Genomic DNA, 23331 nt, shown 5'->3' on the forward strand with positions numbered 1-23331 from the left:
CAAATAAACGGCCGGGGGGCGACGTGAGAATAAGCAAGATATCGATCCAGAATTTCAGAGGAATACTACTCGCCACTCTCACACTTCCTGATCATGCGGTGCTTATCGGAGACAACAACACGGGAAAGTCGAGCGTTCTTGAAGCAATCGACTTGGTCTTGGGACCTGATCGCCTCAATCGCCGCCCGCCAGTCGATGAACATGACTTCTTTCTCGGCAAGTACCTCGCCAAGCCAGCGGCGAAATCTGAGCCAGGCGCCTCAAGTATAGTGGACAGCCTCGCGCAGGCCGACGTTGGAAGCCCTGACGAGGTAGAGTCCGCACCCAGGATTGTAATTGAGGTGACCATCTCCGATTTATCGGAAGAGCAGCAGGCGCGATTTGGGGATTATATCGAATGGCTGAACATCACAAGCGGCCTGCTTTATGACGTACCGGATCCGGCTGGTGTTGATGCTGCAGCAATCGTCGCGGCGCTGCGCGTCACCTTCATCGGCCAATACGATCAAGACGAGGACGATTTTGGCGGGAATACCTACTTCTCTAGAAGCCTTACGGAGAGTGATACGCCGCAGCCCTTCACAAAGAAAGACAAGCAGAAATGCGGCTTTCTCTATCTGCGGTCCTTGCGGACGGGATCCAGAGCGCTCAGCCTAGAGCACGGAAGCCTTCTAGACATAATTCTGAGGCTGAAAGAGATCAGACCCCAGATGTGGGAAGACACTATCTCAGGTCTCTCGTCTTTTAATGTCGCCAACGACCCGGAACTTGGCATTTCGGGAGTGCTGGAAACCATCAACAGGTCCCTTAAGAAATATGTGCCTCGCGAGTGGGGTGTGAAACCGCACTTAAAGGTTTCGACTCTGACCCGCGAAAATTTGCGCAAGGTCATTACCGCCTTCATCGCGACTGGCGACGGAGATCACGCTGCGCCCTTTTTTCGCCAGGGAACGGGCACGATCAACATGCTCGTTTTGGCTATGCTTTCGCAGATCGCCGAAGACAAGCAGAATGTGATCTTTGCTATGGAGGAGGCAGAAACGGCGATTCCGCCTTACGCGCAGAAGCGCATCGTTCATGAGCTTCGCAAGCTGTCCTCACAGTCGATCTTCACGTCACACTCACCTTATGTGCTGGAAGAGTTTAGCCTTGCAGAGACGGTCATTCTCTCCAGGTCATCGACAGGCCAACTGACCCAAGCTTCAATCGTGCTCCCAGATAGCGTGAAGCATAAACGCTATCGGCAAGAGTTCCGAACCCGTTTCTGCGAAGGCCTGCTTTCGCGCAGGGTGCTGATCGCGGAAGGCGCGACAGAGGCCGCTTCCTTTCCGGTAGTGGCAAGACGCTTAGCCGAACTCAATCCCGACAAGTACGACTCGCTGGAAGCCTTAGGTATTTGCACGATCGATGCGGGGACGGAAACCCAGATTGCTGATTTAGCGGGACTGTATCGCAGCTTGGGAAAGCGAACCTTTGGCGCATGCGACAAGCAATCAATCACAAGCAAAGCCGCGATTGAGGCGCAAGTCGAACACCTCTTCATGCATGATGAAAAAGGCTTTGAGGGATTGGTGCTAAAAAACACCACTCAAGCCGCACTGGAGCGCTTTGCGGATGTGCTCAGTTGGCCTCCCCATCTATTGGTAAAATATCCGAATCCGAAGACCAAGGCCATCGCAGCAATCGGCGAATATTTCGCGTGGTCGAAGGGAAATTGGGGTGTCGCTGATTTCCTCGCGCAGTGCAGCGAGGCCGAAATCCCGCAATGGCTCCGCGAGTCTTGCGCGAAGCTTAAGGCGCTATGCGATCCACCGCCTGTCGCCGCAGAGGATCTGCCAACGACTGCGAAGAAACTTCCTGACGATGTCGCCGCGTTGCTCGGATAGGGGCAGCAACATTGGTTGACCTTACCAAAGTACAGCAACAGATCCTCGATACGAATGGCCACTTGCTGGTCACGGGCGGTCCCGGTTCGGGCAAGACAACGGTTTCGATCTTGAAGGCTGCCAAGATCGCCCGCGAACATCTGCGGCTAGGTCAAACAATTCTCTTCCTGAGTTTCGCGCGAGCTACCGTCTCTCGCGTCCTGGAAGCCATTGACGAGGAGCGTCAGATCGCGTCCGAGGAGAAGCGACGGATCGAAGTCGATACTTATCATTCATTCTTTTGGCGAATCCTGAAGGCCCACGGATACCTCGTCGGCTTTCCACGAAAGATGACCATTCTCACTCCGCCAAACGAAGCAATCGCGCTTTCCGCCGTCCGCAGCGGGTTCAAGGCGAATGCAAAGCTTACAGACATAGAGAAAGCGGTGAAACGTCAGCGGGAGGACGACGAGAGACTTCGCCTAGCCCGGGACGAGGGAAAGATTTGCTTCGACCTCTTCGCAGCCCAGGTCGGCACTCTTCTCCACAGATCCGCAAAGATACGTAAACTTGTTTCAACCAAGTACCCGTTCATCATCCTAGATGAATTTCAGGACACGAGCGCGGACCAGTGGCGTGTCGTGAAGGCTTTGGGGCAGAATAGCACCCTGATCGCGCTTGCGGACCCGGAACAGCGGATCTTCGATTTCATCGGTGCCGACCCCGCACGTCTCGATCATTTCAAGATAGCCTTCGCACCGACGACGCACGATCTCAGCACCGACAATCATCGGAGCAAGGGGACCGACATCGCGGCCTTTGGTAACGACATCCTGACGGGGAAATTTCGGCAGGACACATACCTAGGCATTGATTTTCAGGGCTTTGAGTCGAACCCCAACCAAGCGTTTAGTACACTCACCACACAAATCTTGCAGGCGCGTGCGCGCCTAATCAAAACTGGCAAGAAGAATTGGTCCCTAGCGATCCTCGTGCCGACGAAGAAAATGACTCGACTCGTGTCAGACGCGCTTCGAGAGCCGCATGGCACGCTGCCCGCCATATCGCACTCCGCCGCGGTCGACATGGAAGGCCCTATCCTAGCCGCCGAGGTCGTCGCGTTCTTGTTACAGCCTCGCCGTGGCGAGCGTCATTTTGGCGAATTCGTCGATCTACTGTGCAGTTTCTTTCATGGAAAAGGCGGCAACGCACCCTCTAAAAGCAATATGGATGAGGCCAATAGACTTCGGATCGCATTTCAGAAGTGGACGCTATGTCTGACCGCAGGGAAGCCCATTCCCGGCAGGAGCGTCCTTATTGCCGTTCAAGCGGTCTATTCTCAAGCATGCGCTGCGGTGTTGATTGGCGATCCAGATGTGGACTGGATAGCCATTCGATCGATTCTGGAGCAAGGAGGTTGTTCGCGCTTGAAGGAGATCGCCGTCGAAGTACGAAATGTCAGACTCCTGGAGCGAGGAACCCAATTACGCCAGGCACTGGCGCAGGACTGGCGCGAAAATGCCGCCTATCAGAACGCCTTGGCAGTTACCCGTCAGTCGTTTGTGCAAGAGCATTTTGCGACGGGCCATAAGCCGGAGCGCGGTGTCGTTGTTATGAACATGCACAAGGCGAAAGGTAAACAGTTCGACGAAGTAATCATCTTCGAAGGTTGGCCGCGCAGAGCAAAACGAGAGATTGTCGCTAATCCTGATCGTATAGTTCAATCAAACTCACAGGTAAATCGATCGAGCCAAGCGAGACAGAACTTTCGGGTCAGCATCACTCGGGCAAAAACGCGTACAACTATTCTATCGCCCAACGACGATATCTGCGTTCTCTTGCTTTCTGATGAATAGTGACCTGGCAACACACTCATTCGCGTGAATTTAAAGCAGCATCTTTGCACGGGGCAACTTGATACAATGACGTTCTGAGATCAGCTCGGCGGTTGCTTGCTACACGACATGGCGCCGCGACAGCTGATTGTACTCCGCGCCACCTGCCGCATCGTGTGACCGTTGATAACAACGAGCCCTTCAAATCCGTGCGGGACAACGCACTCTCTAGCGCCACCGGCCGGCTCTACCTCTGGACTAATCTCTGCCAAGTTGTAGCCTTGCATGGACAAGACCTGCGCGAAACACTGGGCCGACGAACCTAGTAACGGACGGCAGATTCTAACGACTTCAGAAACCTTCCGGCGACGGACACATAGATTGAGTACCAATCGCGCACATTGTAAATCCTCTGATTGAAGCGGTTCTCTTTCAAAGCCTCGTCCGCCATCTCACGAGACTCGGGGGTTCCCTTAAAGATGCCAATAAGTACATCACCGTCATGGAGTGGGCGAAGGAGCGATCCGCCAGAACTATACAGCGATCCATCGCAATCGGTCTTTACGAAGGCGCCATTTCCGCTCACCCAACGAATGTCGCTCACCCTGCAATCTTCGATCGTGCGCGGAAATATTTTGTTGCGGCTGCGATCCGTAACGAAAAAATCGTAGGACGCCCCTGCAACCGCGACCACTTTCTCGTCCGGCTCAAGGACGCTCCCTTCGGAAGGCAGTTTATAAGGAGTAACACCTTGGACGCTTTTTTCGAGGCGAACAATTGCCCAGTCATCACCGGCTTTAATTTCGGCATTGTTCGGGCACGTAAAACCGGTAGCCGCGCGAGCGGCGACCTTGTAGTTCAATAACTTCGTGCCTACAGAAATTTTGAAAACGCATTCTGAAGGCGTCGCCACGACCGTACACGTTTTCTCATCTTCAAAAACATGAGCCGAGGTCGTGATAATATTGCTCGCTCCGGTTAGTTGCGCCGATGCCTGCATGTTTCCGCAAACAATGATCCCGGTCGACGCATAACGATTCGCAATCACCGACGCACTTAAGCCCTTGCGCGCAGCGTATTGCTGAAAAGTATAGCGACCCGCTTCACCGATGACCGCGATTTGCTGAACCGACGATTTGTCAAAAGCCAGCGCACTATTTCCCAGCAAGACGGCAATTGCCAGGATAACGATTAGCGTGTTCATCACTCCTCCAATTTAAGCAAAGCCTTTTCCGCAATGTCAGGAGCGTCAATAGCCCGTTTGGGTCATTCCAAGAGTAATGACCTCTGGCAATCTATCGCGCTTGGCCTGCACAGATATGCGACCTGTATCCGCTGAGCCATCGGCAGGTTGAATCCGTCTCAGGGATGGTGCGTCTGGAGGTGACTTTCCATGATGAGATTTCCACTCATCTCTCTTTCCGCCCTGGCGCTCCTGATGCATCCCGGTTCAATGGACGTTCCTCTCGCCGGTCCGTTAGGGCGCGATATCTCCGAAAGACGTTCAACCCATATTTTCGAAAGTGTCGCGATCGTCGATGAATACGACGAGGAAGGTCGATACACCGAGAACGAGTATGCGATCAAACGCGGGCTGTCAGTGCCGGACGTCCAGACCCGATTTGCAGCAACGGGAATCATCACGTGTGGCAAATATCGGGGTTCGGCACAATTAACTGGCAACAATGACACAATCACAACCTCAGCTCATATGTTCACCGGGGCCAGAGATTGTGATCCGGGCACGCCTCCCGAATCCTGCACCTTCACGACCAAGAAGGGAAATGACACTCAGACCCGAAGGATTTCGAAGGTTGTGGGAAATGGGTTCAAATGCCCTGGCAAGCAAAAAACGGGTAATGATTGGGCGGTCTTAAAACTTCAAAGGCCGATCGAACGGGTCGAACCGTACCTTCTTCCCTCGCTGAGCGACTTCTATATCAAAACTGGGGACAAAATAGTAAGTGTCGCCGGTATGAGCATCGACTTTCACAGGCGCCACCCAACGACCGGCAGCAAGTCTTTTCCAAAGTCGATTGAGGACTGCCAAGTTGGAACGGTTTATTATCCGCTGGGAAAATTCAGCACTTTCGATACGACGTGTGACTTCTCCGGCGGTGCTTCGGGAGGCTCGATCTTGCGAGCGTCAGAACGAGGGACGGTTCTCTTGGGGATCAACAAGGGAAACAATGAAACACTGAAGGAGAGGGAAAACGCACGCGACAATGGTATTGTGAGACGAGAGAAATATTCAGCGGGTGAATACGCCTCCTATCATGTGCCAGTGGATGGCGAATTCCTGAAGGCAATTGAAAGAGCCATCAGTGGCGGCGCGAAGTAGTCATTTGCTCGCCGCCCTATCGTTGCTCGCGTCTGCGGGCTCTGAGGCGCATGCATTCTCCGCCTTACGTCCCGAGGACGACGCCAAGACTCAAAGCCAGTTTCAAAAAACTGCCGTCATAGATGAAGACGGACGAATGACCGAGGAAGAGTACGCGCGGAAGAAGGGTATTCCGTTGACGGAAGTGCAGAATCGATTCGCTGCAACGGGTGTCCTGAAGTGCGCCAAACATTCGGCAAGCGGACAACTAACGGGCTCAGATAATACAATCACCACTGTCGCGCACATTTTTGTGGGAATGGGATGCAACGCGAAAAATACACCTCGCAATTGCTCCTTTACCGCAAAGTTCAGAGATAGAGAGCAAACCTCCGAAATCTCTGAACTGGTCGGCATGGGATTCAAATGCCCGATCCGGCCAAAGCGACAAAACGACTGGGCTGTTCTCAAACTGAAAAGCCCAATGAGGGGCATAACGCCATACACGTTGCCTTATCCCGACGAGGACGTGAAAGACCGGGATGATGTGATTTCCGTTGCGGCATCCGGACGTGATTTTGATCGCGCTGATCCAAGAACGGGAAAGAAAGTTTTTACGAAGTCCATCGAGGAATGCCAAGGGCGGCAGCCCTATTATGAAGATGGCTTCGAAGTTCTCTTCTTGTCCAATTGTGATTCGTCCCCTGGATCATCGGGCGGCTCCATCCTGAGGGCGCGAAAGCGATACGACGTCCTGATGGGAATAACGGCAAACAACAATGAAACGGATACTCAAATCGCTCAAGCAGCGAAGCGAGGAACTCCAAATCATGGACCTTACGTCGAAGGGAAGTGGGCAACGTATCAGGTGCCTCTTAGTGGAGAATTTCTTCAATTGCTGGAAACAGCAATCGGCGGACGGCCGCCGCTATAGGCCCTCCGTGTCATAGCAATACGAGAACCTTGGAAGTCACAATGTCTTGTCGCCGATACATCGCACTTTGGGTGGTGGCGGTAATCTGTAGCACCAACGCTCTCGATTCAAACGCCCGTTCCGAAGATATCTACACTTCGCATCATCCGATCCACAAGATCGCTGTCATCGACGACGACGGTCGAATGACCGAGGAAGAGTACGCGCAGAAGAAAGGCGTGCCGGTAGAAGAAGTGCAGAACCGGCTCGCCGCGACGGGGGTTCTGAAATGCGACAATGATTCAACCAGCGCGCAGATCACCGGAGCTAATGACACAATAACGACCGTTGCACATATGTTTAAGTCGAAAGAATGCGCCAAGCGGAACGAGCCCAAGAAATGCTCGTTCACGGTTAAAGTTGGAGGCAAGGAACTGACGTCGCTGATCGCTTCACTTGCGGACATTGGATATAAATGCCCCGGGGGACGACGAAAGGACGATTGGGCCGTCCTGAAGCTTCAAACTCCGATCGGCGTCAAGCCATACGCTCTTCCGTACTCGGACGAAAAAATATGGCCAGACGACCCCGTGATTTCGATCGCGGCAACCTCCACAGATTTCTATCGGGTAGCTGGAAGAGATAGCAGAGCCCCGCCAAAATCGATCGAAGAATGTCAGGGAAGATATCCGTACTTTGAAGACGGACTTCAAGTCATGTTCGCTTCAAACTGTGATTCATCTCAAGGCTCGTCCGGTGGATCCATGCTCAGAGAGCGAAAACGTCATGACGTTCTCATGGCCATTACTGCCGGCAACAAGGAAACGGCTGCTCAGATCAACCGAGCTGAAAGGACGGGCGTACCAACCAGTCGTGCTTTTGCCGAGGGAAAGTGGGCCTCTTATCACATTCCGCTTAAAGGCGCGTTCCTCGAAGCAGTTGAAAAAGCAATCGGCGGGCGATCGCCCTGATTGCCAGGACTCGAGCTAAGTTGGCCGCGCGTATAGACCTTCTCGGAGGCAATAATGTCGCGAACTTCTGGTTCGGGACACTAGGTCATCTTCCGGATGATGTTCTAGCCTAACCCGTTTGGGTCATGTGATCCGCCTTCCCCTTTGTCAAACTGGCGACGTTGATACGAAGTTCGCGGGAAGGACGACTGTGAAAAAGGTCTTCGTCTTTGCCATCGTGATCGCATTGCTTCTGTTTGCCGGCGGGCGGTCTTCTTCAGCACAGCCTTCCTATCTTCCCTACGTCGGACCGATCTGCAACGGGCCGCGCGGTCCCGCCCCCTGTGCAGTCATTCAGCGGTGGATGCAGACGCAGCAGCAGTTGGCGCAAATTCAACTCCAGCCGATCGGCTTCCAACAGGGTATCGGCCCCATTTGCGTCGGCCCGCTCGGTCCCGGACCGTGCGAAGCAGTTCGTCGCTTCATCTTAATGCAACAGCAATCCGGCCAGACGTCGCACGTGATCAGCAACCAGCCCGGCGTCGGACCTATCTGCGTGGGACCGTTCGGGCCTGCGCCGTGCGCGTCAATCCATATCTATACGGTCGGACAGCGCATGGCCGCCGATGAACCTCCGCCGTTTGCGCCTCTCCAGTTCCAGGTCCTCAACACGTCCGGCCCGTATGGTCCCATCTGCAATGGCCCCCAAGGCCCCGCACCGTGCAGCCTCGTACAGCAATACATGTTGGATCAGTCGACAGGAGCAATTCCTCCAGCCAGCAGCTTCGGAGTGCCAACCGGACTCAACGCCCAGGATCTCGCGCGCCAGTGCGCCGCAAGAGCAGGGGTAGACATAATGGCGTTTGCCAGTTGTGCCGGGCAGAACGTCATCCTGCCGCCCGACAAGCAGGCGATCCTCGACTGCGCGCTGACAAATACTAACTCCACGGCGAAGTTTGCCGAGTGCGCAGCCCCGAACTTCGGCATCAAGCTGACGGACGACCAGCGTATCGTCGCCGCGTGCGCCCAGCAGTCTGGCGGAGACACATCGGCATTCTCAAGGTGCGCAGCAAGTTCCTGGAGCGGCAAGCTTTCGCAGGATCAGCAGGCGGCGATCCAATGCGCCACCAACTCGGGCGGCAATGCCTCGCAGTTTTTGCGATGTGCCGGCGGGGCCTGGGCGCGCCGAAGCCTGTCCGAGGATCAGCGGGCGATCGTGCAGTGCGTGGCAGACACGAAAGGCAACACAGCGGACTTTCTGACCTGCGCCGGAACCTCTTGGGCAAGTAGCAATCTGACCCCCGAGCAGCAGGTGGCCGTGCAGTGCGTTGCAAACGCTAAAGGCGACACGGCAAGCTTCCTCGGGTGTGCCACACCATGGGTCACTAAGAATCTGACGCATGGACAGCGCGCGGTCGTCCAGTGCGCCGCCACGTCCGGCGGCAATAGTTCGAATTTCCTCAACTGCGCTGGATCCTCCCTAATTGGGCCAAGCCTGTCACAGGACCAGCGGGCCGTCCTTCAATGCGCAGCGACCTCCAGCGGAGACGCGGGCAATTTTGCCGGCTGCGCGGCGGGTCGCCTTCTCGGATCGAAAGCCAGCAAGGAACAGCAGATTGCGATCCGGTGCGCGGTGGAATCCGGAGGCGACTATGCCACCGCTGCGACTTGCGCCGGCGCCAACCTTTTCAACATGCAACTAAACCAGGACCAGCAGATCGCTATCCAATGCGTCGTTTCAACGGGCGGTCAGCCCTACGCCGCAGCCGGCTGCATGGCGACGCGGTTCGTCATCCGGGAGTTGACGAAGTGTATGTCGGACGGCATCGGCGGTAAGGGATGCTTCGGCGACAATAACGAACTCGTAGGCCGAAACGGCTGGGTCGCAAGGAATCTTCGTCAGGTCGCGGGTGGCCCCAACTCCACCATTAACAACCCCAACCAGATTTGGGGTGGCGATAACTCCTTCGTCAGGAATCCGGGTCAGGTATTCGGCGGCTCAAATTCCTTCGTTCGCAACCCGTCGCAGTTCTGGGGCGGCCACAATTCAATCTTCAACAATGCCAGCCAACTCGCGCCGAAACCAGTCACGTTCGGAAGGGTGGGAGGAAAGCGGATTTGTCTTCCGTGGTGCTGAGTTAGCTTGCCACAGGTTGGATAGTTGCTTGATTTCCACTTTGCAGGCGAGACTGGTTGCATCTTCGGCAAGCTCGATTGTTGACCCGGGTAACGGCTCATCGAAGTCGCTAAGTCGGGGCAATAATCTATATGGCCCATGTCACTTCGGATGCAGAGTTCGGGGCCCGGGTAGCGATGCATTTGACGTTCTCTCAGAGGCAAAAGAGCAACGATTTCGCTTGATGGAGGCTCAGATTCTTGCCACTTAATTGATCTGGCGGGAGTTTTGAGATGCGCCCGGCGTTCGATCTGGAAAAGATGTCTGCGGCCCTCGCTTCAGCGGCACTGGACTCATCGCGCTGGGTCGAAGCTATGGAAACTGTAGCGACTTCCACCGGATCCTTCGGCGCTGCGATGTTTCCAGTCGTTGGACCACTGCCCTTTGTTCCGGCCAGCCGATCGCTCGAACGTTCATTCGAGGCTTACATCGATGCCGGCTGGATTCACAGAGATGAACGATACCGGGGTGCCGACAAGCTGATACACAACGGCATCTATACCGATTTCGATTTCATGTCCGAGCAGGAGATGAAAAAGCACCCTTATTATCAGGAATTCCTGGCTCCCCTCCGCTTGCAAGGGTTCGCCGGTATAAAGATCGGTAGCGGCAAGAACGTATACTGTATTTCGATACAACGCTCTTTTGAGCAAGGCCTGTTTTCAAGTACTGAACTTCGCAGCCTGCAACGTCTCTCTTCTGTCTTGGACAGTGTTGCAGCAACGGCTGAAGCCTTGGCATTCGCACGTGGAGAAGCTGCGTTATCATCATTCGATATAGCGAGTACCGCAGCTCTGTTGCTGGATCGCAAGGGAGACGTTGTTCGGCTGAACGTCGCGGCCGAGAAACTAACTGTTTCCGACCTTCAGATCGTAAACCGAAAATTGGTGTCGTGGGATCGTGAAGCCAATCGTCGGCTGGATGATGCAATAAAGCAGTTAATTTGGACACGAAGGGCGACGTCGGTTCGACCCATTATTTTTCCTCGCGTGGGTCGCAGCCCCATCGTTATTTACGGAGTGCGAACGGCCGACCTTACGGACACTCCATTCTCAAGATTCAACGCCATTCTGGTTCTGGCCGACCCCGATTCTCGGCCCCGCCCCGCCGCGGAGACCTTGCAGGCTGTGTTTGGCCTGACGCCAGCGGAAGCCCGATTGGCCGATGGCTTGGTTTCCGGTGGTGACCTGAATTCGGAAGCCGAGAGGCTCAAGCTTTCACGGGAAACGGTTCGAAACCAGCTAAAATCCATTTTTGCAAAAACCGGAACACATCGGCAATCCGATCTGGTGGCAATGCTTTCACGCCTGCTTTCCGGTAAATAGATGCCGGATCAATCCTGCTCAGATACGTGACACCAGAACTGCTTTCTATCTGTGCCCGCCTTTAGCCCATTTGGGTCATTCCAGAACAAGCCGGTGTCTGTGACCTTACAAGAGTATCAAACATGCACTAAAACGGCGCTGAAGTTCCGCCATTCTCCTTTATCAGAAACGAGATTGCATTAGCGATTCGGCGCGCTGTTTGCTCGTCGCAAAAATCATAGATTTCATGCGTTGTATTCTTTTTCCTCTGTCCTAGATCTTTGTCCTTGTAGTCTTTCTGGCTTTTGAAACACGCGCCCACCCGACATTGCAGTCGCAGTTCTGTCCAGCCTCTGACAGAGTCTTTCGATATACCAATATTAGGGTCGAGATCTTTAAATGCGCTCTCTGATTTGTACTCGTAGCTGTTATCAAATTTAACATCGTTGAATACATTGCGAAATTTGACAGTCACCTTCTCGACGACGCTCCATGTTTCCGAATTTCCCACAAACGCATTTGTTTTTGCCAAAAGACCAGAAAGCTGTGGGTTTGGGGGCCGTTTGTCGAATACATCGATCGGCGGATTGCATTTAACAAAATCAGTCAGAAAAGCCGCCGCTTCTGAGGCGGTTTGTGCTTTCGATGGTGGCGCAACAAAACCGAAGCTAAATAGAATCGCTGAATAGAAAAATGCCTGCTTAATCACCGAGCTATCAAGAATTAGCGCGCACGACACAAGTTTACGGAATTGCATATCGTACACCTAAGGCAACATGTGGCGATTCGTAGTTTATGCGAGGAACAAAATTGTGTACGTCATAGCGCTTCTGTTGAGATGACTAAGCGCAAATGGCAATCACAGTTGTATTCGTCGCAATATCAATTGCTGCAGTTTCTATAACAATTTCGCGAAACATCAGAGGCCTCACGAATACATGCCGCGCGTGAATCAGCCGTACTGCGCGAAGAGCAGTCGCGCTGTGCGGCAGAGTATTGAACTGAGCATTGATTGCAGGCGCTTGGTCCCGGCCCAGCACCTGCACGTTCATGTGGCCTTTGTGCATATGCAGCCTGAGGCACCGCAACCAAAAGACCAAAAGCCATAGCGAATACGATGTGGCATAACATCTTCATCATAAGACCTTTCTCAGCGGACGAACCTCAAGGGATGGAATGTCGCCGGCGTCTCTAGCAAGTTAGAAATTGGAGTATCAAAGCGAGCTTGATGACTTGGCAAAGCAATTATCTAGTTGCACAAGGCGACGCCCTGCCACCTTCCCACTCGCATTGGCACTGAGGCCGTTGGCTGCAACAGCCTGTTGGTCCACAGGTTTGCGCCATCTTCGTTAACGTAAGACCGAAGTACGGACGAGGCGGGTCTGGAGATTCTTGCCACGGCGAAAACTTAGGCTGATCCGCCATTGCGGCCGTGATGCCGATAAGAAGCATTACAGTACAGATCGATATCGACCTTGTCATTTTTCATCTCCGTTGTCAGTGCGTTACGGCGGTTAGGATCAGACCGATATAAACGCTGCGCAGGTCATCATTCCCGACTCTTAGCGAGAAATCGACCAAGCGCATGACCCAGACGGGTCATGCCTCGAAGTTTCTGACGTCTTTAAATGCTAAGTGAGAGAGCGATGCGATCTCGGACTACAAAGAAATCACGGAACTAACTTTGCGGCTCAAGATTGCAGCGAGCGTGGCACTGCAATCCCGTTGAGCAAGGCCGCCAAGTCACTTTGCCGCGAGAGACCAGTCTTCGCTAGAATGCCCTTGAGTTGATTACGCACGGTTTCGCGCGATATCATTCGCGTTTGAGCTATCGTATTGATAGTCTCGCCACTTGCAATGCCTCGAGCAATACGGGCCTCTGCAGGAGTGAGGTCAAATAATCCTGACAACACCTCGGCATTTGGTACGACGCCACGATCGACAGGTGTCACGACAAGAAGGCCGGACCCACGTGAGAACACGTCCTGAGCCGCGCGCCGCACAGGAAGAAGATGCACGATCATCGCAGGAGTGCCATTATTTGCAGGAATGGGAATCGAACGTGTAATATTCTCATTCAAATCAACAGCAGTTAAATTCTCAACTGCTGTCGCATAGAGCGCATCGGCCGCTGAATTAGACAGCTTCAGACGAGCGTGACTGTCTTGAAAGATGTCCGGAATCATGCGCTCCAGCAACAAATTTGCGGCGTAGAGTCGACCTCTTCCTCTCAGAACGGCGGCAGGCAAGCCAATGACGGCCAATGCATCGGCCATCGCCCGTGCGCGTTCAAGGCCGAGTCGGGCCGACAGAAGCGCTGCGCGGGACAGATGCGGCCCAAAGACATCGAGACGGTGGATCATGTCCATTTCAAATGGACCACGAGTGTAATTCCGCTCGATAGCCACGATAAGAGTTTCACCGCTCGGCGGACGAACGCAAGTACCAGAAACCCATCCATAACCTCGGGGGCGCATAAAATCGCGATAGAATGGGTCGTGATCCATTTCCTCGCTAGTGAACATGTCCGAGTCGGTGCAAAAGCCGGGGTTGGCAAGCCGCGCTCGCCTCTCAATTCGGGTGTTGAGGTTGGGTTGCCCTAACTTCACATAGGCGCCAATTAGCTCATTCGCTGCTGAAGTACCCACCCAACTGAGATCGCCGTTCTTTTCGACCAATAAACTCGCGAAAGCTGCGTCGCCTTTTTTTTGTCAGTATTTCGAGGACGCGTAGCCAGCCCTGTGGAATGACAGCCGCTTCGTAGATCAAATCGATGAGATCTCCGTCCAACATACATTGCTCTATCGGCTACCGAAGACTGTCATTGTACTCAGTGCTGAGAGAATGATCGGTTTCCCCCGAAATCTGGTGCCAGACAGCAAAGAAAAATCCATGTCCTATGCACGACCGGGGTGGCGGACTGGCGTTCAAAACACCGCCTAAGAAATGTTCAGATTATCGCGGAAAAGTAACAGAGCAAACGATCGCCGCAATAGCGACAACCACACTCAAATTCGCGCGAAGTGAGCAGTCTTCACGGCGCAAGGACGGAGCGGAAAGCAACTTGCAGTGAGATCGTCCTCCGAAGGGCGCTGAATCACGCCGTATGACTAAGCCATTTCTGCCTCCATCCACTGCCATCCCTACCGCGCAGTGGTTTTATTCTCCGGTCTCTGAGGCGAGTCTCCAGAAAACGGGAATTCTTCAATGGTTAGGTGGAGACTAAGGGCCAATTTCGGAAGGTGATGGTTCGACTTCCGTCTCTGTAGAGACTCAGCATGCACGAAAAGCCCGCTATTGGCAGGCCTTTCTCACGCAAAAAAGGAAATTCTCCGAAAACGAGACTGGCTGGCTGACCTGGGAGGATTCGAACTCTCACATGGCGCTTTGGAAAATAGCCTTTGATATGTCGCACGAATTTCGCCGAACTTCGGCAAACATAGGGTTGGAGACTTTTGCACCCAATAGGCGAAGAATTACCGGGCAGCACCTGGGTTGAAAGTCCTGGAATGTCCGACACCGCGATGCTGCAGTGCAAAATGGGACCAATGTCCAATCCGATTTTGATACAGATGAACTGCTAGCGCGCCTGATACTGCTCCTTGCCGAATAATTGATTCCATTCGGCACCGGTCGGCTTCTGTTTGGAGGGGATATCCGACAGCACATCAAATCCACGCCGGACGGCGGGGCGGCTTTTCATTTGTTCGTTCCATCGCGCCACGTTTGGAAAGTTGTCCAGCGACACACCTTGAAGCTTTCGCGACGGCAGCCAAGGCCAGATCGCCATGTCCGCTATGGAAAAGTCATCCACCACATATTCTCGATTGACGAGACGAGTATCCAACACCCGATAGAGCCGCCGCGCCTCGTTGCTATAGCGTTCGGCCGCGTAAGGAATTTGCTCCGGCGCGTAATAGTTGAAATGATGTGCCTGCCCCAGCATCGGGCCAAAGCCGCCCATTTGCCACATCAGCCACTGGATGCATTCTGAGCGCTTGACTGAATCGGTAGGCAAAAAACGCCCTTCCCGTTCGGCTAGGTGGATTAGGATCGCACCGGATTCGAACACAGGCTGCGGGACCGCACCGCGAAAATCGACGATTGTCGGGATTTTGTTGTTCGGATTGATCGCGAGATACGCAGGCACGAACTGATCGCCCTTCGTCGTATTGACCGCTACGAGGTTATAGGCCACGTGGGCTTCCTCGAGAAAGATCGCGACCTTCCTGCCATTCGGCGTCGGCCAGGTGAAGAAGTCGAGATCTGCCTCCCCATGTGGTGTAAATACGAATGACTGCACGAGTTGAGAGGTCAATTGTCTTTCCTCATCTCGCTCCTTCGGCAAACAGCGCGCGCAATTCTGGCTTTGATATTTTGCCGGCGGCAGTGTGCGGTATCTCATCGACAATACGCAGATGCTTGGGCAGCTTGAACCGCGCCAGCGATTTCTCGCAAATCGCCAGGAGTACAGCGAATGTCAGATTGAACTCTTTTCGTACCACGAGAAATGCACAGCCTACCTCGCCCCATTTCTCGTCCGGGACACCGATCACGGCGGCCTCGACAATATGGGGAATAGCCTGCAACACGCTCTCGACCTCAGCGGGATAGACGTTCTCGCCGCCCGAAATGTACATGTCCTTCCAGCGATCGACGATGTAGAAGAAACCGTCATCATCCTGCCGAGCGGCATCGCCGGTCAGGAACCAGCCGTCATGGAAAGCGCTCGCCGTCGCATCGGCCTGCTTCCAATAGCCCGGTGTCACGGTCGGCCCGCGAATGACGAGTTGCCCGACAGCGCCGGGAGGCACCGGCCGAAAGCCTTCGTCGAAAATCGCAAGGTCAGCATGCATCACCGGGCGTCCCGCAGATCCGATCCTCGATATCGCCGCGTCTGGCGCAAGCATCGTTCCCAGCGTAGCGGTTTCCGTCATGCCCCATCCCTGCTGAAGCCGAATGCCCTTTTCAGCGTAAGCCTCCAATAGGCTGAGGGGGGATGGCGCGCCGCCAACGACCAGGCATTTAACATGCGACAGATCGCAACCAGCGAAGTCTGCCAATTGCGCCATCATCAGAAAATTGGTGGGCACGCCGAAGGCGTGCGAAACGCACAATTCGGGATCGGCGAGCATCGCAAGCGCCGCCGCTGCGTCAAAATTGCGCATCAGGACGTTTCGCCCACCTGCATGGAAAATGAAATTGGCCATGAGAAACAAACCGCCGACATGGAACAGCGGCAGGAAGGTGAGACCGGTGGAGCCCTCACTCACCTGCGCCTTCATCATCCCATTAACGCCAGAGAAGATCGTCATACGATGAGTTATAATCGCACCTTTCGGCAGGCCGGTGGTGCCGGAGGTATACATGATCGCAAAGATGTCATCGTGCGTAACATGCTCGGTCTGCGCGAGCGGAACGGCATTCGCGATGCCTGTCTCGTAGGCTGAGAGGGCGCCATCACGCGCGTCGATGTATTTCGACGTAACGCCCGCATCGCGCAGATAGTCCGCGACGTCTTGGAACTCAGAGCCAAAGACGATCAGGGCCGGCTCGGCGTTTTCAAGGATGGCTTTCAACTCAGCCTTCGACAGCCGCCAATTGAGCGGGACGAACACCGCGCCAATCTTCCGGCACGCGAACTGAACCTCGAAAATGTCCGTCGAGTTGAAGGCAATGACTGCGACGCGGTCGCCTTTGCGCACGCCGTAGTCATTCCGGAAAAGCGACGCGAGACGCGCACAGCGCTGCTCCATCTGGCCGTAGGTGAAGCTCCGGCCAGAGTGAACATCAGTCATTGCGATCCGGTTGGGTGCGCTGAGCGCGTGATGCGCAATCCAGTCAGGCGCGTGGTTCGTCATAAGCTACCTGCGACAAGATGAGGCCAGCACCCGGTGCGTTCGAGAACGCCCTGTAAAGCGCTCCGATCGGCAGAAGCTAACGCAGCGAACTTCTCTCGGAGTAGACGAAGGCATTTCACCTGATACTTGAACGGACTGAGCGCATATTCCAACCCCCAGACATTGATCTCAAGACGTTCGAGGCCTTTCGCAAATGCTTGCTCGTTCGCGACGAGAAACGGCAGATAAAGTTCACCCGCGATCTTCAGCAGTGCTTCGGCCATTCCCGACAATGCCTGCTCGCGCGGATACCATTCGCCATCGACGCCCGACGCATCGTCCAGACGCCGCACCCAGTGATCGGTGAACGGTGCCTGCTCGCGCATGATCCGCATCGGCGTGGGATCTGTCGCAAGTTCACTCAATTGGCCGTACCACGCGAAATCCGCAAGCGACGGCCGGCTGCCGAACATATATTTCGTCATTCCGACGTACGGCTCGAAAGCGGCGAGAATCCTGCGATAGCTTTCCTCGAGCAGCGGCTTGTTCTCAGCCGTTGCTCCGAGAATCGGCATTCGCGATATTTGCCTGCGGCGCATAAACTCGATCTCATCCGCGCTTCCAGGCGCCGAGTCCGCCACCGACCATTCTTCCGCAGCCCAGCGGGAGACGTAGGCTTGATCCTCCGGCTCCCACCAGCGAAAGAGAAACAGCGGCTTCACCGCCCACTCGTCCGCAAGATCCTCAAGCAGATCGCAAACGAAAGCTACCGCTTTGTCGTCGGGAATCGTGGATCGACCTTGGTGGCGAGCCTCCAGATCGTAGGCGAGCGTCGTGGTTTCGCCGCGATACGTCCCGTCCGGATATCGCAGGACAGGGATCAGGTTCGGACGCAGGTGCTCCGTCGCCTTCCGCAACTCCCGGGTCATGATGACCCAGTCGAACGGAATTCTCCGGTAGCGCAGCAGCGCGCGCAGCTTAATGGCGTATGGCGACGCCGTGGACCCGATCAATCGATAGCGGCCATCCGGCATCGAAGCTGCTCCGCTCACTTGGCTACGAGCGGGCAATTCCCCGCAGACATCGGACGGAATGCGTCGTCGCCCTTGATCGTCCGCACTACCTCATAATAATCCCAAGGCGCCTTCGACTGAGCTGGCTCCTTGACGCGTACGAGGTACATGTCGTGCACCATGCGTCCGTCCTCGCGCACCTTTCCCCCGGTCGTGAACATATCGTTGACCGGCGTCGCCTTGATCTTGCTGACGACGGGTCCGGCTTCGAGTGTTTTTGCCGCCTTCAACGCGCGCAGATAATGTAGGATCGACGAATAAACGCCCGCCTGCGCCATGGTCGGCATGACGCCGGTGCGCTCAAAGAAGCGCTTGGACCACGCACGGGTCGCGTCATTCATGTCCCAGTAAAAACCGGTCGTCAGATAGACGTTCTTCGCCGCGTTCAGTCCGAGCGAGTGCACGTCGGTGATGTAGACGAGCAGCGCCGCAAGCCGCTGGCTCTTGCCGATGCCGAATTCATTGGCCTGCTTGATGCTCGTGACGAGGTCTGCGCCCGCGTTGGCAAGACCGATCACGTCCGCCTTTGAGGCCTGCGCCTGTAGGAGGAACGATGAGAAATCGGACGTATTGAGGGGGTGACGAACGCTGCCGACGATCTCGCCGCCCTTAGCCTTCACGGCGGTCGACACGTCCTTTTCGAGAGCCTGACCGAAAGCATAGTCCACCGTTAGGAAAAACCAGCGCTTGGCACCCTGCTCCATGATCGCGACGCCGGTGCCGTTGGCGAGCGCATAGGTGTCGTAGGTCCAGTGAAAGCCGGTCTTTGAACACGACTTGCCAGTCAGATCGGACGAGCCGGCGCCCGACACCATCACGATCTTGTCCTTATCCTCAGCGAGCTTCTGCACGGCTAGCGCAACAGCCGACGTCGTCAGTTCTGAGATCATCGAGACGTTTTCTATCTCGAACCACTTGCGCGCGATACCGGTCGCGATATCAGGCTTGTTCTGATGGTCTGCCGTTACGAGTTCGACTTTGAAATCCGGTGCCTCCTTAGCGAAATCCTCGAGCGCAAGGTTACCTGCCTCAACTGCTCCCTTCCCGGTGATTGCTGCATAAGGCCCCGACATATCTGTCAGGACGCCGACTTTCACCGATTTCGGTTCGGCGGCATAGCCCGACTGCGCGTACAGCAAAACCGCGACGAAACATGCGACTGATTTAAACATTGCTTCCTCCAATGGCGCCCGTTTGCCGGGCCTTGGAGCCTAATTTGACAACGTGCAATCCGCGACGCAAGCTAAAAGTGACTAATGGATCACTAATCACCTTTTGTCTATTTGCCGCAGGTCAGTTACTAATTGGGGATGCCGCAAACGAAAACACCCCTCCTTAAAGCCCCTCCCAAGGTGGAGGGCCCAGCAAAGCCAACGCGCGCTCAGAAAGTGGCTTCAAATAGGCTTGCACTTCTTCGTGCGGGAGCCGAGATCGTCGGCGAACGTGGGTATGAGGAAGCATCCGTTGCTCGAATCACGGAACGAGCCGGGTTTGCTCATGGCACCTTCTACAAGCATTTCGAATCGCGTCAGGCGATGTTTGACGAATTGCTGCCGGGCATGGGCAAGGACCTGCTGGAGGAAGTCCGCGAGCTTGTGCGCGGATCCAAAGACATCCTGGACGTCGAAGAAAAAGGATTCCGGGGATTTTTCGAGTACGTCGTGAAAAATCCCGGCTTCTATCGCGTCCTTAACGAGGCCGAAGTTGCAGCACCCGCCGCTTTCGACGAACACATCAGCAATCTCGCACGACACTATACCAGAGCGCTGAGGCGAAGCCGGACCCGCGGAGAAATCCAAGGCTATGACGAACGCGAACTCGAAGTCGTGGCTTTCGTCCTCATGGCCGCAAGATTTTACGTGTATCTGCGATTCTCAAAAAGCGGCTCGAAAGCGAAGCGAATTCCCGACTGGGTCGTGGACGCTTATATGAAGTTTGTAACGCGCGGCTTGAAGGGATGAATGCGCAGTTGTCAGCACAAGCAAGCAGCTCTTCCAAATCCACCACTGAGCGCACTACCGCGTAGTGGTTTTATTCTCCGGTCTCTGGAGTGAGTCTTCAGAAAATGGGAATTTTTCAATGGATACATGGAGACTTTCGGAGATTTCCGGAGAAATTGGTGCGAGTATCGGTCTCCACAGAGACTCCTTACGCTGAAAAGCCCGCCATTGGCGGGCCTTTCTCATGCCTGAAAAGGAAATTCTCCGAAATCCGGACTAGATGGCTGGGGCGGGAGGATTCGAACCTCCGCATGGGGGAATCAAAATCCGGCCGGACCGTGAACAATATCAATGTTCATTCTGAATAGAGCGCAGAATCTGCCCCTAGATCTATCAATAGGTTAGCTGGGATTTCAGAACGACTCCCACGTGCAAGAGCCTGAGAATTTCTCTTGATACGATATGGATTGCTGGCTCGAATTACTTGGAATAAGGGCGATCCTAATCAGACGCTGGATGCGCACCCGAAACAGCTAGAACAAAAGCCCAGAGTTCTCGTGCGAGGATACTCTTGCGAGGGACCGTTTTTCGAGCCAGCGCATGAACAATGGCCTGCCGAAGGCCTCCCAGAATCATCGCTGCTGCAAGACCTGGATCGATGGAATCCGATATGTCACCATCGCGCTGTCCTTTAGCAATGTTCCTGGCGCCTTTGGCGACATGTGCTGAAAGCCATCGAGCCTCGACCTGGGCGACGACGGGATCGCGACTTAGCTGTGAAAGAATGATTGGCGCTAACGGATCACTGTAGTGATACTCAACGATCATACGCACACGCCTTTCTTCTCGATCGGCCCAGTGCTCCCCGTCGAGCTCCGCATTCATTACTGACGCGTCGTACCGTTCATAAAAATCATCAACGACCGCTGCTATCAATTCGCTCTTTGAGCCGAAGTGGTGATATGGCGTTCCAACGGAAACGCCAGCACGCTTTGTTACATCCCCAATCTCAAGCGTGCCCTTGTTTGCAACGAGCTCCTGCACTGCGCTGTTGAGGAGAAGCTCCCTCGTTTCGGCTTTGGCCGTTTTGCGCTTGGGAATGACACGGGGCGTTTTCATAAAGTGACTTCAATTCTTATGTTATTAGAGATATTGCGCTATTTTAGTGTCGGGATGTCGTAAAACACTAGCTCAAAACATCCGAAATATGGCGGTTGCTGTGAGCAATAGCGTTTCAGAAGATTTGGCTTCGGCATCAAGGAAGGCGAGCGTCTTCGAGAGTTTGCGAACTCGCACCCGCGCTTCGATCCACGAACCTGAAGCAATCGCTGTCACAAACTGGCTGTCGAGCGCAACGGTTGAGCATCGACGGCCCGTCGCAGTCAGCACGGTATGACCAAGTACGGTGTCAACGAAGGTGACGGTTGCCCCGCCATGCATAACGCCGTACGGGTTGTTGTGGCGTTCGTCGCTTTGAAAGCCATAAATATGACCGCCGTCAACATCCTTCGACCAGAAATAGGGGCCGCTAAATCCGGCATAGCCGTTCAATTCGGGGAGCATGCTGTAACCGGGTGGCACGGTTGAAACGATCCTCACGATGAAAATCCCAAAGAGTTATCCTGCGATTGCACCCGCCTGCACGAAAGCAGCTTCTTCTGTGCCTTCCAAATCCCAAGGTGGAGATTCCCAGCGGTATGTGTACCGCCGGGAATTGTCATTACTTCTTCAACAAGGGGCAAGTGCTCTTATCGATTGGTGTGAAGGCCTGATCCGCAGGAATGGTAGAGACCACTTTGTAATAGTCCCAAGGTTCCTTTGATTCAGATGCAGTCTTCACCTCGAAAAGATAGGCCGGATGGATCTTGCGGCCGTTAGGTTCGATTTTTCCCTTTCCGAAGAGCGGATCGTCAGTCGGCATCGCCTTCATTGCGCTGACGATCTTGGCGCCGTCGCGTGAATTCCCGCCCTCGTTCTCCAGAACCTTCAGGTAGTGGAGAGTCGACGAATAGACTCCCGCCTGAACCATGCTGGGCATCGCACGGTTCTTCATGCGCGCGGAAAAGCGCTTTGAAAAAGAGCGAGTGCCGTCATTGAGGTCCCAATAGAATGTCGCTGTCAGGTTGAGGCCGGCGGCCGCCTTTAAGCCCAGCGAGTGGACGTCCGTTATGAACAACAATAGCCCAGCAAGCTTTTGGCCACCGCTAATGATGCCGAACTCGGATGCCTGCTTGATGGCATTGATGGTGTCGCCGCCAGCGTTCCCCAGTCCGATAACCTTTGCCTTGGAGGATTGTGCCTGCAGCAGGAATGACGAGAAATCGGCCGTGTTGAGCGGGTGACGAACACTACCTACGACTTTTCCTCCAAGTGACGTGATTGCTTCGGTCGTGTCCCGTTCAAGCGCGGAGCCAAAGGCATAGTCAGCGATGAGAAAGAACCACGTATTGTCTCCGCCCTTGGTGAGCGCCGAGCCCGTCCCATGCGCGAGCATATAGGTGTCGTAGGACCAATGAACTGTATTTGGAGTGCACGCCTTGTTTGTCAGATCTGACGAGCCACCACCTGAGTTCAGGAGGACGATGTTTTTGTCTTTGACCAGATTGTTGACCGCCAGCGCAACCGACGATGTCGGTACGTCCGCGATCACGTCGACCTTCTCAACATCGATCCATTGACGCGCAATATTTGCACCAATGTCGGGCTTGTTGTGGTGGTCTCCAGCGATAACTTCAACCTTCCAGCCTCTGTTCGTCAATCCAGAGTCTTCAATGGCCATTTGTGCAGCGAGTACGGATCCCGCGCCGCTAATATCCGCATAAAGTCCAGACTGATCGGTCAACACTCCGATCTTCACGTTTTTATCCTGCGCAGTCGCCGCAGAAGACACGCCAAGCACAAGAGATGTGCCAAGCATCAGTGCCGAAATCATCTTAGTCATGTCATCTCCACTAGATTCTACTTGATCTCAGTTTTTCTTGTTGATGAAGCAATGCCCGACTTCAGCGCATGATCGATGATCACCTCGGATTCGAGCGCATGTTCCATTGCTTTCTTTCAGAGTCGGTTGGATCCACCCTCGACGACCGCGCTGTCCTCGGCCCGATTGCTTGAC

18 protein-coding genes are annotated in these 23331 nt (G+C 54.5%); 8 read left to right on the plus strand and 10 right to left on the minus strand.

All coding sequences use genetic code 11. The annotated features are described in order from the left end of the window. Positions 1–23: 23 nt before the first annotated feature. Positions 24–1886, plus strand: a complete 1863-nt coding sequence (locus AC07UB_RS18695) for an ATP-dependent nuclease (RefSeq protein WP_062316934.1) — start codon at positions 24–26, stop codon at positions 1884–1886. Positions 1887–1897: 11 nt separating this feature from the next. Next, the gene (locus tag AC07UB_RS18700; RefSeq protein WP_062316936.1) at positions 1898–3721 is read left to right on the plus strand and encodes a UvrD-helicase domain-containing protein; all 1824 of its coding nucleotides are present in this window, start codon (positions 1898–1900) and stop codon (positions 3719–3721) included. A 301-nt stretch (positions 3722–4022) separates the two neighbouring features. Here AC07UB_RS18700 and AC07UB_RS18705 read toward each other — a convergent pair whose 3' ends face one another. Continuing rightward, positions 4023–4904, minus strand: coding sequence for a hypothetical protein (locus tag AC07UB_RS18705; protein WP_062316939.1), 882 nt, complete (start codon positions 4902–4904; stop codon positions 4023–4025). 189 nt (positions 4905–5093) lie between these two features. Between AC07UB_RS18705 and AC07UB_RS18710 the strand changes: the two genes are divergently transcribed. From AC07UB_RS18710 to AC07UB_RS18730, 5 genes are all read left to right on the plus strand, one after another. Beyond that, on the plus strand, positions 5094–6041 hold the full coding sequence (locus AC07UB_RS18710) for a trypsin-like serine peptidase (RefSeq protein WP_062316941.1): 948 nt from the start codon (positions 5094–5096) through the stop codon (positions 6039–6041). Positions 6042–6177: 136 nt separating this feature from the next. Beyond that, complete coding sequence (locus AC07UB_RS18715; RefSeq protein WP_184087195.1) at positions 6178–6954, plus strand: trypsin-like serine protease; 777 nt, start codon at positions 6178–6180, stop codon at positions 6952–6954. A gap of 41 nt (positions 6955–6995) precedes the next feature. Further along, the gene (locus AC07UB_RS18720) at positions 6996–7904 is read left to right on the plus strand and encodes a hypothetical protein (RefSeq protein ID WP_156449424.1); all 909 of its coding nucleotides are present in this window, start codon (positions 6996–6998) and stop codon (positions 7902–7904) included. A gap of 190 nt (positions 7905–8094) precedes the next feature. After that, entirely contained in the window at positions 8095–10020 is a 1926-nt protein-coding gene (locus AC07UB_RS18725; protein ID WP_184087197.1) for a hypothetical protein, read from the plus strand. Between the two features lie 272 nt (positions 10021–10292). After that, positions 10293–11384 carry a helix-turn-helix transcriptional regulator gene (locus tag AC07UB_RS18730; protein ID WP_062316949.1) on the plus strand — a complete coding sequence of 364 codons (1092 nt, stop codon included), beginning with the start codon at positions 10293–10295 and terminating at the stop codon, positions 11382–11384. A gap of 127 nt (positions 11385–11511) precedes the next feature. Here the strand turns inward: AC07UB_RS18730 and AC07UB_RS18735 are convergent, their stop codons facing one another. The 6 genes from AC07UB_RS18735 to AC07UB_RS18760 all read right to left on the minus strand — a co-directional run bounded on the left by AC07UB_RS18735 (position 11512) and on the right by AC07UB_RS18760 (position 19448). Then, positions 11512–12120 carry a hypothetical protein gene (locus AC07UB_RS18735; RefSeq protein ID WP_062316951.1) on the minus strand — a complete coding sequence of 203 codons (609 nt, stop codon included), beginning with the start codon at positions 12118–12120 and terminating at the stop codon, positions 11512–11514. A 934-nt stretch (positions 12121–13054) separates the two neighbouring features. Then, the gene (locus AC07UB_RS18740; RefSeq protein ID WP_156449426.1) at positions 13055–14041 is read right to left on the minus strand and encodes a helix-turn-helix transcriptional regulator; all 987 of its coding nucleotides are present in this window, start codon (positions 14039–14041) and stop codon (positions 13055–13057) included. 902 nt (positions 14042–14943) lie between these two features. After that, the gene (locus tag AC07UB_RS18745) at positions 14944–15681 is read right to left on the minus strand and encodes a glutathione S-transferase N-terminal domain-containing protein (RefSeq protein WP_494654106.1); all 738 of its coding nucleotides are present in this window, start codon (positions 15679–15681) and stop codon (positions 14944–14946) included. A 10-nt stretch (positions 15682–15691) separates the two neighbouring features. Further along, a complete protein-coding gene (locus tag AC07UB_RS18750; RefSeq protein ID WP_494654105.1) occupies positions 15692–17224 on the minus strand; it encodes an acyl-CoA synthetase in 1533 nt (510 codons plus the stop codon). Continuing rightward, positions 17221–18237: a glutathione S-transferase N-terminal domain-containing protein gene (locus tag AC07UB_RS18755; protein ID WP_494654104.1), complete on the minus strand. Its 1017-nt coding sequence runs from the start codon at positions 18235–18237 to the stop codon at positions 17221–17223. Before AC07UB_RS18755 ends, AC07UB_RS18750 begins: the two co-directional genes overlap by 4 nt. 14 nt (positions 18238–18251) lie before the next feature. Next, entirely contained in the window at positions 18252–19448 is a 1197-nt protein-coding gene (locus tag AC07UB_RS18760) for an ABC transporter substrate-binding protein (protein ID WP_494654102.1), read from the minus strand. A gap of 138 nt (positions 19449–19586) precedes the next feature. Here AC07UB_RS18760 and AC07UB_RS18765 point away from each other — a divergent pair, with 138 nt between their 5' ends. Further along, entirely contained in the window at positions 19587–20237 is a 651-nt protein-coding gene (locus AC07UB_RS18765; protein WP_494654100.1) for a TetR/AcrR family transcriptional regulator, read from the plus strand. Positions 20238–20717: 480 nt separating this feature from the next. On the opposite strand, the gene AC07UB_RS18770 is transcribed toward AC07UB_RS18765, so the two are convergent. The 3 genes from AC07UB_RS18770 to AC07UB_RS18780 form a co-directional block, all read right to left on the minus strand. Then, the gene (locus AC07UB_RS18770; protein WP_492792215.1) at positions 20718–21335 is read right to left on the minus strand and encodes a TetR/AcrR family transcriptional regulator; all 618 of its coding nucleotides are present in this window, start codon (positions 21333–21335) and stop codon (positions 20718–20720) included. A 72-nt stretch (positions 21336–21407) separates the two neighbouring features. Then, entirely contained in the window at positions 21408–21815 is a 408-nt protein-coding gene (locus AC07UB_RS18775; protein WP_492792214.1) for a PaaI family thioesterase, read from the minus strand. Positions 21816–21936: 121 nt separating this feature from the next. Continuing rightward, positions 21937–23157: an ABC transporter substrate-binding protein gene (locus AC07UB_RS18780; protein WP_492792213.1), complete on the minus strand. Its 1221-nt coding sequence runs from the start codon at positions 23155–23157 to the stop codon at positions 21937–21939. Between the last annotated feature and the right edge of the window lie 174 nt (positions 23158–23331).

This window comes from Afipia sp. GW821-FHT04G03 (genome assembly GCF_059419985.1).